Here is a 14032-nt window from a genome sequence, read left to right as displayed (position 1 = left end):
TCTACATCCCCATCGTTCCGTGGCGCCGCAGCAGAATCCACAGGAACACAGGTGTTCCGAGTATTGCAGTGACGATACCAATAGGCAGTTCAGCCGGTGCAACGATGACGCGGCTGATCATGTCCGCGCATAGCAGCAGGCTGGCGCCCAGCAGCGCTGAATTCATCAGCAATCTGTGGTGATCAGGACCTGTTCCCAGCCGCAGAAGGTGCGGTACGACGATCCCGATAAACCCGATGCCACCCGAAACTGCGACGGCAGCTCCGGTTGCAGCTGCCACAGCCAGGATCGCTAGATTCTTGCTACGTTGTACAGGTATTCCGATGTGATGCGCGACAGCTTCGCCCATCGCCATTCCGTTCAGAGCACGTGCAAGAAACTGGGTGCTAATCACCGCTATCAGAATGATTGGCGCCACGGTCACCACTTTGATCCATGTAGCACCGGCAAGTGAGCCCATGCCCCAAAAGGTCAGATCACGCAGTTGCTGATCATCGGCCATATAGACCAAAACACCCGACACCGCCCCCGACAAAGCTCCCAGGGCAATACCGGCCAGCAACATCGTCGCGACCGAAGTCTGCCCGCGCCGGGTCGAAACACGGTAGAGGATAAGAACCGATGCCCATCCACCAAGGAATGCGGTAACGGCCACGAGACCATTGCCAACCACACTCAATATGGCGGCGGGCAAATAGCTTCCCAGGATGATCGCAGAGATTGCACCAAGACCAGCGCCGGCGCTGACACCAACGATTCCGGGGTCGGCCAGCGGGTTGCGGAACAGGCCTTGCATGACCACGCCTGACACCGCCAGCGCGGCTCCGACCAGCATGCCCATCGCCAATCTGGGCAGTCTGATATCCCACAAGACGATCCGGTTCAGGTCGGAAACTTCACGGCCTGAAATCAGGTCAGAGATGGTCGCGCGGAGCGAAGCTTCGGATGCTCCGATCGAAAGGCTGATGGCACTGACCAGACACAGCAGCAAAAACAACGCAAACGTTACGCGTCGTGCGGTTGCGCGACGGTCCTTTGGTGGTTTGATCAGTTCATCATGCTCAAGTGCAATGCTCATAGGCCCTGCTTGTTTTGAAGCGCTTTAGAAAGGTCGCTGATCGCGTTAGCCGTGCGTGGTCCGAACCCCAATAGGTAAAGACCCTGCATCCGTATCAGCCTCTTGTTCCGACCAGCTGGTGTCAGCGCAATTGATGGTGTCTGAAAAAGCTCTTCATCGGGTGTCGCGTGACCGCCTTGGCGATCCATCATCAGGATCACATCCGGAGCTGCGGTTGCCATCGCTTCGGGCGAAATGGGTTTGTATCCCGAAAAACTGGCGGCCGCGTTTACGCCACCGGCGAGGGAGATGATGCTGTCGGCCTGAGTGCCTGATCCGCCGACCATTATCCGGCCATCCTGAATGGACAAGATGAACAGAACCCGTGCCCGGTCAGAACCTGTTGCTTCGATGGCGGCAGAGTGGGCCGCATCTATTTCGGCACCAACCTGTTCAGCAAGCGCGTTCGCCGCCTCTTCTTCGCCCAGCGCCGCGCCGACTGCGCGAATCTTCTCGACGACACCGTCGCGGCTGAATTCATGTGGCACTTCGACGTATTTGACACCGGCATCCCTGAGAACCGCAATTGCCTCGGGTGGTCCTGATCCTTCGACGGAGACGATCATGTCGGGTGCTACAGACAGAACGCCTTCGGGTGTCAGTGCGCGCATGTAGCCGACATCGGGCAACTCCGACGCTTCCTGCGGATAACTGGAGGTCCGGTCCCTTCCGACCAGCCTATCTTGTTGGCCCAGTGCATAGATGATTTCGGTGACCGAGCCGCCAATCGAAACGATCTTGTTGGCTTCTGTTTCCTCGGCCATTGCCTGATGTGTGCCAAAGGTGAGACCGACCAAAAGGGTAGTACGGCTCAGGAATCTGCTGGTCATACTCATTGCGCGGGCTCCGCTACTGCCAGTGATTGCAATCCAGCGACAAGTTCGTCCCAGGCGGGGCGATGGTCGTTTTCCCCGGAACGGCGGCCGAATACCTGCAGGATCAGACCGCCATCGGAATCGAATGCTTCGACAGATACCGCCGGGCCGCGTTGGGTGGGCTTGGTAACAGCCCAGACCTCTGCGATGCGATCAGATCTCAGATGGAGGTTGAACCGTGGATCGAGCACGTTGAACCATGGCCCCATCTGTTTAAGGGTATGTATTGGCCCGCCATGAATTTCGATGCACCCGCGATTGCCAACGAAGACCATGACTTCCAGTGCCTGATCCCGGACCTGCTCGAACATGGTCGTGACGCTGCCTGGCTCCAGAGCGCGGGCCAAAGGTTCCCCGGCGATGCGGTAAGCGCCCAGCCTGTTCATCTTCAGTTTTGAAGTCAGCCGCAGAAACTGATGGGTGTCGGTCATCTTTGCCCATTCAGTTCGCAGCGCATCAACCTTGTCCGTATTGGCCTTGGGTGCTTCGGTCGGCTGGCGTTGCGACACGTCCAGCACCTGCGACTGATCTTCGGATTTCAGTTCTGAAACCAGGGTATGCCAATGATCTAGGTTCGAGCCGTCGCGCAGATAAATTTTGTGCACCGCGTCACCAGCAGCATCAAAGATCTGAAGCGATCTTTGTGTCCCCTTGTCGGTTGCGCGCTCAACCGCGAAGGCGTGAACCCAATGGCTGGGGAACATGCGCAGATCGATATCTTCGGTCAGCACCATCGAAGCATGGGCACCGGAGTGATAGTTGTCGTACTGGCCCACCTTCTCAATCACGCAATGCGGATTTAGGGTCAAAGCCATCACCTCACCCAGCCCGTTCAGGCGTGAAAAGATATCATCAAGGCTGGCCATAACTCTTGTGACGTTCTGCCCAACGAAGGCGGCGACCAGCTGCGCTTCGGCGATTCCAAGAGACTCGGCAAGATCGCGGTCACGTCGACCCGGGTTATCTGCATGCGCAGCACGAATTTGTTCGGGTGCCATAAGCGCCTGTTCCGTCATGGGCTTTCCCATCTCTGAGTGGTTTTCTGGAGGCGCTGGCTTGGCGACTGGGAGATCAGTGGCCCGCTGGCAAGGGTCGCATGCACGACCAAAATTATGTTGACTGTTTTAGTAAGTTTAACTTGTGGGTACAAGTCGTCATTCCACGTAAGTGGTCATCATCAAATCTGAACGTTCAAACAGGATAATTTGCGAGCAGCGCATACTAGTGCAGCCCTCTTATCCAACGCCGGAATCGCGCTTTTCAGCCTCTATGAGGCGCTTGGTGCGCACATAGTCCCAACCTCCGATGATCAGGATCAGGCCTGAGATTGGAATGGCAATCAGTCCAAGGTTTCCCTGCATCGATTGCGCGTCAAAAAAATGCATCAGGCCAAAACCCGCGATCGCAAGACCCAGCGCAGTTTTTACATAGGCCAGAAAGGTGCGTCTGTTGGCCAGCTCAGTGCGCACCACGGCCAGCACCATACTGTCCGCTTCACGCCTTTGTTTGACCTCTGCTGCTGTATCGGGTCGGGATCCGGAATTACTCATACGGAAGATTTGAGTGAAAATCTCTGACGGAGGCAAGTGTTTTTGAGCACACTTCCGACCGGGCTAGTTCAGATGTTTGTACATATAAGTTGTTGGCTCTAGCCTGTCTTCAAATGGGTTGCGGCAGTAGTTCGGAATCTCACCTGCGATCTGAAAGCCAAGGCTCTGATACAAGATGCGCGATGGATCGGAGCTACGCGTATCCAGCACAAGCATAGACCGCCCAAGCTCTTTTGCGCGTTCTTCAAGTACATTCATCAGTGCCCGACCGTAGCCTCGGCGGCGCGCCTCGGGGTGGACAAGCAACTTTGCAACGTCTGCCCGATGTGGCTGGTTCGGCATGCTGGCCGGGATGAGTTGCACGGTGCCCATGACGCGCCCCTCATCATAGATTGCAAACAGATCAAGCGTGCCGGATGTCAGATCGGGGCGAACCCGTTCTTGCCAATACCTGCCGGCGTCCTCCTTCGAGAAAGGCAGAATAAAACCGATACTTGCCCCGGTCTGAACACAGGCATGCAAAATATCGCTCAGATCATTCAGGGCCGTTTCAAAGTAGTCAGCATTCAGCCGTGTAATCATATCAGCACCAGGATGTATCGTGCACCACGTCCAGCGTTGGTTTCGAACCGGGTAGGGCCTGACAGATGATAGCGCAGGCAGTCGCCACCGCTCAGCATGTGTGACGTGCCATCGACTGTCAGTGTAAGCACTCCGTCCAGTACGATAAGGTGGTGTTCCTGCCCGGGTTTGGGGGGCGCATCATATGAGATGGTTGTTTCGGGGGGCAGGTGACACTCCAACACTTCGCCGCTTAACCCCGCTGCGGGTGGAGAAACTGATCGACGCGTGAAGCCGGTTTCAGGATCCCGCCATTCGATCTGCCGTTCAAACGGAACTTTGGGATCAAAGCTGTCTTCGACCATCATGAGCAATCGGGACATCGGCAGGCCGTAGGCTGCACATAAACGGCCAAGGCTTTCGGCGGTGGGGCTGACGTCACCCTTCTCCATGCGGGAAAGTGTGGCGCGGCTGATACCGCTGTGTTCGTTCAGTTGGTCCAGAGACCAGCCGCGGCTCTGACGCAGTTCGCTCAGACGGTTGGCGAGGCGATTTGAAAGGTCATCAAGCATCGTTCATTTTAGAGAATCATTTCCAGATATGAAAATAATATATCAAAAACATGGTGTGACAATAGAAAAAGGGTGCAGGAGAACCTGCACCCTTCCACTGCTCGGGTTTGTGTCTGGACTACTTCCAGCCTACCTCGTTAAAGATTTTCTGCGCTTCGGGAAGGTTCGTGGCAACCTCTGACAGATTCACCTCATCCGCCTTGAAGTCGCCCAACGTTTTCACTGTTTCCGCCAGTTCTACACCTTCGACCGCCGGAAATTCGTCATTGCCTGCCGAGAAATACTGTTGCGCCTGATCACTGGCCAGATACTCGAGGAACAGAATCGCGTTTTCCTTATTCGGCGCATTGGCTGCAACACCAGCACCTGACAGGTTCATATGTGCGCCATAGCTGTCTTGGTTGGGGAAAACCCACCCGATCTTCTCACGCTCCGAAGACAGCCCTTTGACGTCTTTGCGGATCGAACGGACAAAATAATAGGTGTTCGATACCGCGATATCGCATTCACCCGATACTAGGCCGCGCAGCTGGTCAGTGTCGCCGCCCTGCGGCTCGCGCGCCATGTTGTCGACGATGGCTTCGGCCCATGCTTTGGCCGCGTCAGCACCCTCGTGGGTAATGATCGAGGCCAGCAGAGTCTGGTTGTAGACGTTAGCAGAAGAACGGATGCAGATCTTGCCCTTGTATTCGGGCTTAGCCAGATCAGCATAGGTCGCGGGCGGGTTGGTCACGTTGTCTTTGTTGTAAAAGATGATCCGGCCACGCTGTGAAAAACCGAACCATTCGTTGTCGGCATCCTGCAGGTTGGCGGGAATACGTTCTTCCAGAACCTCACTGTCGATCGCCTGCAGCAGGCCGGCATTTTTAGCCCGTGCCAGGCGCGAAGTGTCTACGGTCAGCATCACGTCTGCCGGAGAGTTCGCGCCCTCAGCTTCCATCCGCGCGATCAACTCGTCGGCCTTGCCTTCGATCCGGTTGATCTGGATGCCTGTGGCTTCTTCAAAATCAGAATACAGACGCTCGTCCGTGTCGTAGTGGCGCGACGAATACAGGTTCAACTCGCCATCGGCGATGGCCGATGTGGCGATCAGTGTCGTCAGAGCGGCAGCAATACAGGTAGTGGATTTCAGCATGGTATATCCCAACATTGTAACTCGTGACGGGGTGTATCCCGAGTAATTTGCTCAATTATACAAATTTGCTGGAAAAGCAAGATTTCACGGTGATAATTTCAGGACTCTATTCACAAATGCCGGTGGCTGCCGGATCGATGAACAATTCAATTTTGACGTTGTAGTTATTCACGTCAGTGGCTCTCACTTGTATTTATGCGGTTAGAAAATAGCGCTTATGCGTTTTCGATGAGGGGCTTGGATTTCATTTCACCCTTTCTCTCATGCAGACTGCATGTATTCGATATTAAGGAGAGACTTATGGCACTTCGATACATTCCAGATGAAGTTTATCAAGAGATGTTGAGCTGGCGCGCAGAGTGGTCGATGGGATATCACCTTGCGCAGAACGACAAAGGTGATGTCTGTTCCATCGTTGTTGGGGGGCAGATTCTTATCGACCTCGACGACAGTTTATCGGAATCTGCACAACGGCTTTCTGGTATGGAATGGCTCGGATCATCCGAAGCGTTTCGCGACGATTGGATTGTTCCCCATGATCAGCAGGTATTGGGCTTCGAAAAGTGGTGTGAAACACTCGATTACGCGAATTACCAGGATGTCCGCCCAGTAGATAGCGAGGTCATCGCACGTTTCATTCTCGACCCGATTGATCCAGTGACTACACCAAGAGGCCCATCTCCAAAAATCGGATCAAGCGGCAGGCCTACCGTGCATGGGCATCTTCCCTTTCAGGGAAAAACAGCTGAAGGAACCGTTTTTTATAGGGCTGAGCCGTTTCCTAAAAGCCGATCAGTTGATCCAAAATCAGCCCATGTTTCTGTTGGGAATGGCCTCTACTGCTTCCCGGCTTCGGAACTGCCTTTTGTTCCTACGGGGTTCGCAGCGGTGGGTCGTTATGCGTTGCCGAATGTTGCGCCTTCTATTTTCCGCTGGGAGCTGAAGGCTCCCGCAGGTGTTCCGTTCAGCGCGGGCGCTTCCGTCCCGCTGTTTGGGCAGGCTGGAGGCGGAGTGGAGCTATGTATTGAAGCTGACTTCACAAATGTCGGCCATATAGCCAACCCGGTCGTATTGCCAAGTCTTTGAGCACGCATCTTTAGTGGGTGAGCGTCAGAGCCCGGAAACTTCCAGAGATTGTGTTACGCCGTCACAAAAAAAACCGCGCTCGAAAGCGCGGTTCTTCTAGATCGATATGTGCAGTTCTTAGCCCTGGCGAGCTTTGAACTTGCGCTGCGTCTTGTTGATAACGTAGACGCGGCCTTTGCGACGCACAACGCGGCAATCACGGTGCCGGTTCTTGAGCGAGCGGAGCGAGTTCTTGACCTTCATGGGTCTGTCTCCATTTTGCGGCGCCTTCATCAAAAGACGTGGCCAGCGCCTGGGTTAGCGGGTGCCCCGGAAATCCGGAACAGTGAAACGATGGTGGGCGGTACAAGGATCGAACTTGTGACCCCTTCGATGTCAACGAAGTGCTCTACCGCTGAGCTAACCGCCCACGAAACCTTTGCGTGACCTGCCCCATAACGAAATGGGGCGCGGAACCCCGCGCCGGTAGCGGGGTCTATAAAAGGAGTCGTTGGGGGGATCAAGGGGTTTGGAAGAACTATTTTCCGGTCTATGTTCGGAAGGAACAAGGAGAACCCATGAAGAACTCAGCCTACGGATTGGAAATGCCCGCCAAGCGCACCTCATGCGTGGTGTTTTCCTCACCTCATAGTGGCCGGGACTACCCCGCAGCGCTGATGAAGCGAACGGTTTTGAACCGAAACGTGATTCGGTCCTCTGAGGATGCATTCGTTGATCAGCTGTTCGATGCGGCGGCCGAGTTTGGCGCCCCATTTCTGAAAGCAGCGATGCCACGCGCCTATCTCGATCTGAACCGCAGTGCAGAAGAGCTGGATCCAGCGCTGATTCAAGGGGCCCGCCGTCAGGGGCATAATCCCCGTGTCGCCTCGGGACTTGGTGTGATTCCCCGTGTCGTCGCAAACGGGCGCGCGATCTATCGCGGTAAGCTGACCATGGATGAGGCTCGGTTGCGGATCGACAATTATTGGCGCCCTTATCATGCGAGACTGAAGTCATTGCTGGCCGAATCGCACGAAGAATTCGGGCAAGCCATCCTGGTCGACTGTCATTCCATGCCGCATGAAGCGGTCGCGATCTCGGGCAATGCGCGCGGCAATAAGCCGGACATTGTGTTGGGGGATCGGTTCGGGGCTTCGGCATCAGGTGTTATTGTCGATCAGATTGAAGCGGCTTTTGCCTCAGCAGGACTGAATGTGGCGCGGAATGCGCCCTTTGCTGGGGCCTACGTCACTCAGACATATGGCCGGCCGGGACGCCAACAGCACGCCATCCAGATCGAGATTGATCGGTCGTTGTATATGGATGAGGAAACGATCGAGCCGAATGCGAACTTTGAGGAATTCCGAGAGATTTTGCGTGATGTCGTTGCTGAAATCGCGTGTATCGGCGCTCAACCGGTTCGGCTTGCTGCAGAATAGTCGTTTAACGCAGCGAACGTCCTTTTACGATAGCTTCGGTTCCGAACCTTTGCCGAATCTCATCCGTTGCGCGTTCGGCTTTTGACCGCTGCGCAGCACCCGGATCCAGCAGGTCGCCGGATATGTCTGCCTGATCAGCCGGGCAAAGATCGGAAATACCACATCCCAGCAGCCGATAGGGCCCCTGATCTCCAACCTGATCAAATAATCCACGCGCCGTGCGATAAATCCTATCCGCGATCTGCGTAGGATCGCGTAGTGAGACCCTTCGCGTCAGGATCTTGTGATTGGCTTTCTTAAGCTTGAGTGTCACGACACGACCGGCCAGGCCTTTTGCTTTAGCCCGATCTGCCACTTTTTCGGACATGCGCCACAGGTGCCCGTCCAGAATATCCAGGCTGGCGGTATCTTCGAAAAAAGTGGTCTCATTGCTGATGGATTTCATGGGTTCATGGGCAGACACCCGGCGTTTGTCCTGTCCGCGTGCCAGATGCCAAAGCCGATAACCCATCGATCCAAAGCGTGCGGTCAGAGCCTCCTGATCCCATCGAAGCAGATCTGAAAATGTTCGAATTCCCGCCCGGTCCAGCGATTCCTGCGCCGCTGGCCCGATCCCCCAGATCAGTCTTACGGGTTTGTCGTTCAGAAACGATGCCGTCTCGGCCTTGCCGATCACTGAAAAACCGCGCGGCTTATCGAGATCAGAGGCAACCTTGGCCAGAAACTTGTTATGGCTCAGCCCGATCGAACCGGTCAGCCCCAGTTCATCCTTCATTCGTTTGACCAGCCGGGCCAGCATCACTGCAGGTGGCGCGCCATGCAGGCGCTCGGTTCCGGACAGGTCCATGAAAGCCTCATCAAGCGACAACGGCTCTACGTCCGGTGTCAGTTCATCCATCATCGCGCGGATCTGGCGCGAGACACCCGCATAGATCGACATCCGGGGTTTGATGACGACGGCATCTGGACACAACTGCAACGCCTTGAACATCGGCATGGCCGATCTCACCCCACGAATACGGGCAACATAGCAGGCGGTTGAAACCACGCCGCGCTTGCCGCCTCCTATGATCACCGGTTTATCCGCCAGTTCGGGGTTGTCCCGCTTTTCAACCGAGGCATAGAAAGCATCGCAATCCATATGCGCGATGGTCAGGTCAAAGAGTTCTGGATGTGTTTTGACACGCGGGCTGCCGCAGGACGTACAACGACGTTCTTCGGCCATCAGGGTCAAACAATCTCGGCAAAGACCGGGCATCCTATTCCTTCTGCGCAATGCGGGCGTGGTAGGGAAGCAAGATATCCGAGGGTATATCACCAACACCGGCAGATCAAAGATGCGCCGTGTACTTTGCCGATGATCGATGCCCTAACAAGAAGACCCCCCGCGTTTGCGGGGGGAGGTAACGGACCTCAGGAAGATACGGTCCGTTGGGGAGTGTTCCGAGTACAGAATCGCTCAAATTCGCCAATTTCGATAGTTCGAAGCCGATCTTGCTAAAACTCGCCTTTTTCATGTGTGTTTTCGGGCACAGAGACGATTTGGCGCGGCACACCTAAAAACTGACGTAAGGTCAACTGGTTGAGGGCGCTTTTACAGCCAAATTTGAGGCTGAGTCTGCGAACTCAATTAGTGATGCGTCAGTGAATTTAACTCGTTCAGAACCGCTTCTGCCGCTGCTTTTGGGTCATCTGCCTGATAAATTGGACGGCCGACAACGATATGATCGGCCCCGTCGCCAATCGCGCTTGCGGGGGTAGCAACGCGTTTCTGATCTCCCAAAGCCGCTCCGGCGGGGCGTACGCCGGGTGTCACAATCAGGCGGCCTTCCGATTGGGGCAGGGCGCGGATCAGGGCTGCTTCCTGCGGGCTTGCAATGACGCCGTCCGCTCCGGCTTCGAAGGCCTTGGCAGCACGCTCAACAACAAGTTCCTGCACCTCGCCCGCTTTCAACAGGCTGGAATCCAGGTCATCCCGGTTCAGCGAAGTCAGGATTGTCACGGCCAGAATCTTGAGGTCTTTGCCCGAAGCACCTTCTTTTGCGGCACGCACAACATGCGGGTCGCCATGGACGGTTAGAAAATCCAAGTCGAACTGGGCCAGACTCCGTACCGCGTTTTCCACCGTGTTGCCGATGTCGAACAGCTTCATGTCCAGAAAGATGCGTTTTCCGTGGTCCTGCTTCAGTTCGTTGGCCAGCGCCAACCCACCGCCGGTCAACATGCCTAGTCCGATCTTGTAGAAAGAAACGCTGTCGCCCAGTCGCTCGGCCATGGCCAGCCCTTGCAGGGCGTTCGGAACATCAAGGGCAACGATCAGACGGTCATCGGACATGGGACAGGCTCCTTTTTGACAAACGTCTGCGTCCTAGCGGGTTCCGGCCGCTCTGTCCATGCATCCGTGATCTATGTCACGTCGTGGATGGCGACTTGTGCTATGGTCCCCGCAAAATGAATTTGATGGAGGGACAGAAGTTGAAGAAGTTGGCTCTACTTGGAATAGCCATTGCCCTGGCTGCTTGTGAAGAGAACACGGCATACCCGGTGCCGGATGTGATCGTAGATCCGGCACCGCCACCAACCAATGACAACCTGAATCTGGTTCGTGGTTACAGATCAGCGGATGATTGGTGTCAGGTGACAGGTGAAACAGCCTTTACCGTCAATTTCCTGGATCATACGGCAGACCTCGTTTCCTGTCCGACGGGCAGCAATGCGGCTCAGTCATTGGTGGATATGTATGATGCCCGGCAAGTGGCAGAAACTGGAGGCTATACCGTCTACACAATACCTCGCAAGTAATCCCGGTTTCTGTGGCCTAGCCTCTTGAAGCAGCAAAGATATTTCCCAAATTGAATGCGAGGCCCAGACCGAAGCGTGCCGCCAAGCGGGCGCAGCGAAATTAGGGCGCTTAGAAAAAGGAGAATGCTATGGACTTGAACAAGTTCACCGAGCGGGCACGGGGTTTCGTGCAGGCGGCGCAGACCATTGCGCTGCGCGAGGGGCACCAGAGGCTGGAGCCCACACATATATTGAAAGCATTGATGGATGACGATCAGGGGCTGGCCAGCAACTTGATCACCCGCGCGGGCGGTGCGCCGATCCGCGTGGTCGAGGCATTGGACGCCGCAATGGCGAAGATTCCCAAGGTCAGTGGCGATGCAAGCCAGATCTACATGGACGGACAGACGGCCAAGGTTCTGGACGAGGCTGAAAAGATCGCCACCAAAGCTGGCGATAGCTTTGTGCCCGTCGAGCGGGTGCTGATGGCGCTGTGTATGGTGAAATCAAAGGCCAAAGAGGCGTTGGAAGCCGGTGCCGTATCCGCACAGAAACTGAACGAAGCGATCAATGACATCCGTAAGGGCCGCACCGCTGACACCGCATCGGCGGAAGAGGGTTATGACGCCCTCAAGAAATACGCGCGTGACCTGACCGAGGCAGCGGCTGAGGGCAAGATCGATCCGATCATCGGGCGCGATGAAGAAATCCGTCGCTCGATGCAGGTTCTCTCGCGCCGCACCAAGAACAACCCGGTTCTGATCGGTGAACCCGGCGTCGGTAAAACCGCGATTGCCGAGGGCATGGCTCTGCGTATCGTCAACGGTGACGTACCGGAATCGCTGAAGGACAAGAAACTGCTCGCACTCGACATGGGCGCGCTGATCGCTGGTGCGAAATACCGAGGAGAATTCGAAGAACGCCTCAAGGCTGTTCTGACCGAGGTCACTGAGGCTGCTGGTGAGATCATTCTGTTCATCGACGAGATGCACACACTGGTCGGCGCCGGTAAATCCGACGGCGCGATGGATGCGGCCAACCTGATCAAGCCTGCGCTTGCCCGGGGTGAGCTGCATTGTATCGGCGCAACCACGCTGGATGAGTATCGTAAATACGTCGAAAAAGACGCGGCCCTTGCGCGCCGGTTCCAACCCGTGATGGTCACCGAACCGACGGTCGAGGACACGATCAGCATCCTGCGCGGCATCAAGGAAAAGTACGAGCTGCACCACGGCGTGCGCATCTCGGACTCGGCGCTGGTGTCTGCGGCGACCCTGTCGCATCGCTACATCACCGACCGGTTCCTGCCCGACAAAGCCATCGATTTGGTCGATGAGGCGGCGTCGCGGTTGCGGATGGAGGTGGATTCGAAGCCCGAAGAACTGGATCAGCTGGATCGCCAGATCCTGCAGATGCAGATCGAGGAAGAAGCGCTGAAGCTTGAGGACGACGCGGCCTCGAAGGATCGTCTGGAAACCTTGCAGAAGGATCTGGCCGATCTGCAGGAGAAATCCGCCGAGATGACTGCTCAGTGGCAGGCCGAACGCGATAAGCTGGCTGGCGCGCGTGATCTGAAAGAACAGCTCGACAAGGCGCGGGCTGATCTGGAGATCGCCAAGCGCGAAGGTAACCTCGCCAAAGCGGGTGAGCTGTCCTATGGCGTCATCCCCGAGCTTGAGAAAAAGCTGACCGAGGCCGAGAATGCCGAAAGCAACGCCATGATGGCCGAGGAAACGGTGCGCCCGGAACAGATCGCTTCGGTGGTCGAACGCTGGACCGGTATCCCGACCTCGAAAATGCTGGAAGGCGAGCGCGAGAAACTGCTGCGGATGGAAGACGATCTGCATTCCCGCGTGATTGGTCAGGATGCGGCGGTGACCGCTGTCGCTAACGCCGTACGCCGTGCGCGCGCGGGTCTGAACGACGAAGGACGCCCGTTGGGCTCGTTCCTGTTCCTCGGCCCGACCGGCGTAGGTAAGACCGAGCTGACCAAGGCTGTGGCGAATTTCCTGTTCGATGACGACAACGCGATGGTGCGTATCGACATGTCCGAGTTCATGGAGAAACACGCCGTCGCCCGTCTGATTGGTGCCCCTCCGGGCTATGTCGGCTATGATGAAGGCGGAGTGCTTACCGAGGCCGTACGGCGCAGACCTTATCAGGTTGTGCTGTTTGACGAGGTCGAAAAGGCGCACCCGGATGTGTTCAACGTACTCTTGCAGGTTCTTGATGATGGTGTGCTGACCGATGGTCAGGGTCGCACCGTGGACTTCAAGCAGACGCTGATCATCCTGACGTCGAACCTTGGGTCGCAGGCGCTGAGCCAGTTGCCAGAAGGTGCGGATAGTGCACAGGCGAAACGTGACGTGATGGATGCGGTCCGAGCGCATTTCCGGCCGGAATTCCTGAACCGTCTGGACGAGACCATTATCTTTGATCGTCTCAAGCGGGCCGATATGGATGGCATCGTCGATATTCAGATGGCGCGTCTGCAAAAACGCTTGGCCGCCCGCAAGATCGAGCTGGTTCTGGACGACGGTGCCAAGGAATGGCTGGCCAACGAAGGCTATGATCCGGTCTTTGGTGCGCGTCCGCTCAAGCGCGTGATCCAGCGCGCCCTGCAGAACCCATTGGCTGAAGCGCTGCTGGCTGGTGAGATCAAGGACGGCGAAACCGTTCCTGTGACTGCTGGGACGGATGGCCTGATCATCGGCGACCGTTTGGGTACATCCGAACGTCCACGGCCCGATGATGCGGTGGTGCACTGATTTGTATTGCTAAATCGGAAAGGCCCGCCAAATGGCGGGTCTTTTTTATTTGCTCTGTGATTTCCCTGAAAGTTCATCGAGCGCCTCCCGGGAGCTGAGATAGCGAGGTGGGAGACTTGCTCAGCGATACCTCTCATTAGGGGGAAGCTGTTAATGCACAAGCTTTGAG

General features: G+C 56.1%; 14 protein-coding genes and 1 tRNA gene. 4 read left to right on the top strand and 11 right to left on the bottom strand.

What is annotated here, in order from left to right; all coding sequences use genetic code 11:
• Position 1: 1 nt before the first annotated feature.
• From ACR0IO_RS14530 to ACR0IO_RS14500, 7 genes are all read right to left on the bottom strand, one after another.
• Positions 2–1078, bottom strand: coding sequence for a FecCD family ABC transporter permease (locus tag ACR0IO_RS14530; protein WP_480742343.1), 1077 nt, complete (start codon positions 1076–1078; stop codon positions 2–4).
• The gene (locus ACR0IO_RS14525; protein ID WP_480742342.1) at positions 1075–1953 is read right to left on the bottom strand and encodes a heme/hemin ABC transporter substrate-binding protein; all 879 of its coding nucleotides are present in this window, start codon (positions 1951–1953) and stop codon (positions 1075–1077) included. Before ACR0IO_RS14525 ends, ACR0IO_RS14530 begins: the two co-directional genes overlap by 4 nt.
• Positions 1950–3008: a hemin-degrading factor gene (locus ACR0IO_RS14520; protein WP_480742363.1), complete on the bottom strand. Its 1059-nt coding sequence runs from the start codon at positions 3006–3008 to the stop codon at positions 1950–1952. The genes ACR0IO_RS14525 and ACR0IO_RS14520 overlap by 4 nt, the downstream gene beginning before the upstream one ends.
• 219 nt (positions 3009–3227) lie before the next feature.
• Entirely contained in the window at positions 3228–3542 is a 315-nt protein-coding gene (locus ACR0IO_RS14515) for a DUF202 domain-containing protein (protein WP_170334341.1), read from the bottom strand.
• A 63-nt stretch (positions 3543–3605) separates the two neighbouring features.
• Positions 3606–4124 carry an N-acetyltransferase family protein gene (locus tag ACR0IO_RS14510; protein WP_480742341.1) on the bottom strand — a complete coding sequence of 173 codons (519 nt, stop codon included), beginning with the start codon at positions 4122–4124 and terminating at the stop codon, positions 3606–3608.
• A complete protein-coding gene (locus tag ACR0IO_RS14505; RefSeq protein ID WP_480742340.1) occupies positions 4121–4675 on the bottom strand; it encodes a helix-turn-helix domain-containing protein in 555 nt (184 codons plus the stop codon). The genes ACR0IO_RS14510 and ACR0IO_RS14505 overlap by 4 nt, the downstream gene beginning before the upstream one ends.
• Positions 4676–4793: 118 nt before the next feature.
• Complete coding sequence (locus ACR0IO_RS14500) at positions 4794–5810, bottom strand: Fe(3+) ABC transporter substrate-binding protein (protein ID WP_480742339.1); 1017 nt, start codon at positions 5808–5810, stop codon at positions 4794–4796.
• Positions 5811–6110: 300 nt separating this feature from the next.
• Here ACR0IO_RS14500 and ACR0IO_RS14495 point away from each other — a divergent pair, with 300 nt between their 5' ends.
• Positions 6111–6896, top strand: a complete 786-nt coding sequence (locus tag ACR0IO_RS14495) for a hypothetical protein (protein ID WP_480742338.1) — start codon at positions 6111–6113, stop codon at positions 6894–6896.
• A gap of 117 nt (positions 6897–7013) precedes the next feature.
• Here ACR0IO_RS14495 and ykgO read toward each other — a convergent pair whose 3' ends face one another.
• Together ykgO and ACR0IO_RS14485 are read right to left on the bottom strand one after the other, a co-directional pair.
• Positions 7014–7139 (bottom strand): type B 50S ribosomal protein L36, encoded by a 126-nt coding sequence (gene ykgO, locus ACR0IO_RS14490; RefSeq protein WP_005648635.1) that lies wholly within the window; start codon positions 7137–7139, stop codon positions 7014–7016.
• A gap of 91 nt (positions 7140–7230) precedes the next feature.
• Positions 7231–7305 (bottom strand) — tRNA-Val (locus ACR0IO_RS14485).
• A 148-nt stretch (positions 7306–7453) separates the two neighbouring features.
• Between ACR0IO_RS14485 and ACR0IO_RS14480 the strand changes: the two genes are divergently transcribed.
• Positions 7454–8314, top strand: coding sequence for an N-formylglutamate amidohydrolase (locus ACR0IO_RS14480; RefSeq protein WP_480742337.1), 861 nt, complete (start codon positions 7454–7456; stop codon positions 8312–8314).
• 4 nt (positions 8315–8318) lie between these two features.
• Here the strand turns inward: ACR0IO_RS14480 and ACR0IO_RS14475 are convergent, their stop codons facing one another.
• Both ACR0IO_RS14475 and pyrF read right to left on the bottom strand, forming a co-directional pair.
• On the bottom strand, positions 8319–9572 hold the full coding sequence (locus tag ACR0IO_RS14475) for a DNA polymerase IV (protein WP_480742336.1): 1254 nt from the start codon (positions 9570–9572) through the stop codon (positions 8319–8321).
• 372 nt (positions 9573–9944) lie between these two features.
• On the bottom strand, positions 9945–10649 hold the full coding sequence (gene pyrF / locus ACR0IO_RS14470; protein WP_480742335.1) for an orotidine-5'-phosphate decarboxylase: 705 nt from the start codon (positions 10647–10649) through the stop codon (positions 9945–9947).
• Positions 10650–10789: 140 nt separating this feature from the next.
• On the opposite strand from pyrF, the gene ACR0IO_RS14465 reads away from it, so the two are divergent.
• Positions 10790–11116 carry a hypothetical protein gene (locus ACR0IO_RS14465; RefSeq protein ID WP_480742334.1) on the top strand — a complete coding sequence of 109 codons (327 nt, stop codon included), beginning with the start codon at positions 10790–10792 and terminating at the stop codon, positions 11114–11116.
• Positions 11117–11244: 128 nt separating this feature from the next.
• A complete protein-coding gene (gene clpB / locus ACR0IO_RS14460; protein WP_480742333.1) occupies positions 11245–13863 on the top strand; it encodes an ATP-dependent chaperone ClpB in 2619 nt (872 codons plus the stop codon).
• Positions 13864–14032 lie beyond the last annotated feature (169 nt).

The sequence above is a fragment of the Ruegeria sp. CE12 genome (assembly GCF_056537525.1).
Note: the sequence above shows the minus strand (reverse complement) of the source record. Positions and strands in the feature narration are given on the sequence as shown.

What these genes read in the sequence shown, in the direction of transcription:
- ykgO (WP_005648635.1), bottom strand. Translation starts at nt 7,139, where the DNA reads ATGAAGGTCAAGAACTCGCTCCGCTCGCTCAAGAACCGGCACCGTGAT.
- ACR0IO_RS14520 (WP_480742363.1), bottom strand. Translation starts at nt 3,008, where the DNA reads ATGACGGAACAGGCGCTTATGGCACCCGAACAAATTCGTGCTGCGCAT.
- ACR0IO_RS14530 (WP_480742343.1), bottom strand. Translation starts at nt 1,078, where the DNA reads ATGAGCATTGCACTTGAGCATGATGAACTGATCAAACCACCAAAGGAC.
- ACR0IO_RS14495 (WP_480742338.1), top strand. Translation starts at nt 6,111, where the DNA reads ATGGCACTTCGATACATTCCAGATGAAGTTTATCAAGAGATGTTGAGC.
- ACR0IO_RS14505 (WP_480742340.1), bottom strand. Translation starts at nt 4,675, where the DNA reads ATGCTTGATGACCTTTCAAATCGCCTCGCCAACCGTCTGAGCGAACTG.
- clpB (WP_480742333.1), top strand. Translation starts at nt 11,245, where the DNA reads ATGGACTTGAACAAGTTCACCGAGCGGGCACGGGGTTTCGTGCAGGCG.
- ACR0IO_RS14500 (WP_480742339.1), bottom strand. Translation starts at nt 5,810, where the DNA reads ATGCTGAAATCCACTACCTGTATTGCTGCCGCTCTGACGACACTGATC.
- pyrF (WP_480742335.1), bottom strand. Translation starts at nt 10,649, where the DNA reads ATGTCCGATGACCGTCTGATCGTTGCCCTTGATGTTCCGAACGCCCTG.
- ACR0IO_RS14510 (WP_480742341.1), bottom strand. Translation starts at nt 4,124, where the DNA reads ATGATTACACGGCTGAATGCTGACTACTTTGAAACGGCCCTGAATGAT.
- ACR0IO_RS14475 (WP_480742336.1), bottom strand. Translation starts at nt 9,572, where the DNA reads ATGCCCGGTCTTTGCCGAGATTGTTTGACCCTGATGGCCGAAGAACGT.
- ACR0IO_RS14480 (WP_480742337.1), top strand. Translation starts at nt 7,454, where the DNA reads ATGAAGAACTCAGCCTACGGATTGGAAATGCCCGCCAAGCGCACCTCA.
- ACR0IO_RS14525 (WP_480742342.1), bottom strand. Translation starts at nt 1,953, where the DNA reads ATGAGTATGACCAGCAGATTCCTGAGCCGTACTACCCTTTTGGTCGGT.
- ACR0IO_RS14515 (WP_170334341.1), bottom strand. Translation starts at nt 3,542, where the DNA reads ATGAGTAATTCCGGATCCCGACCCGATACAGCAGCAGAGGTCAAACAA.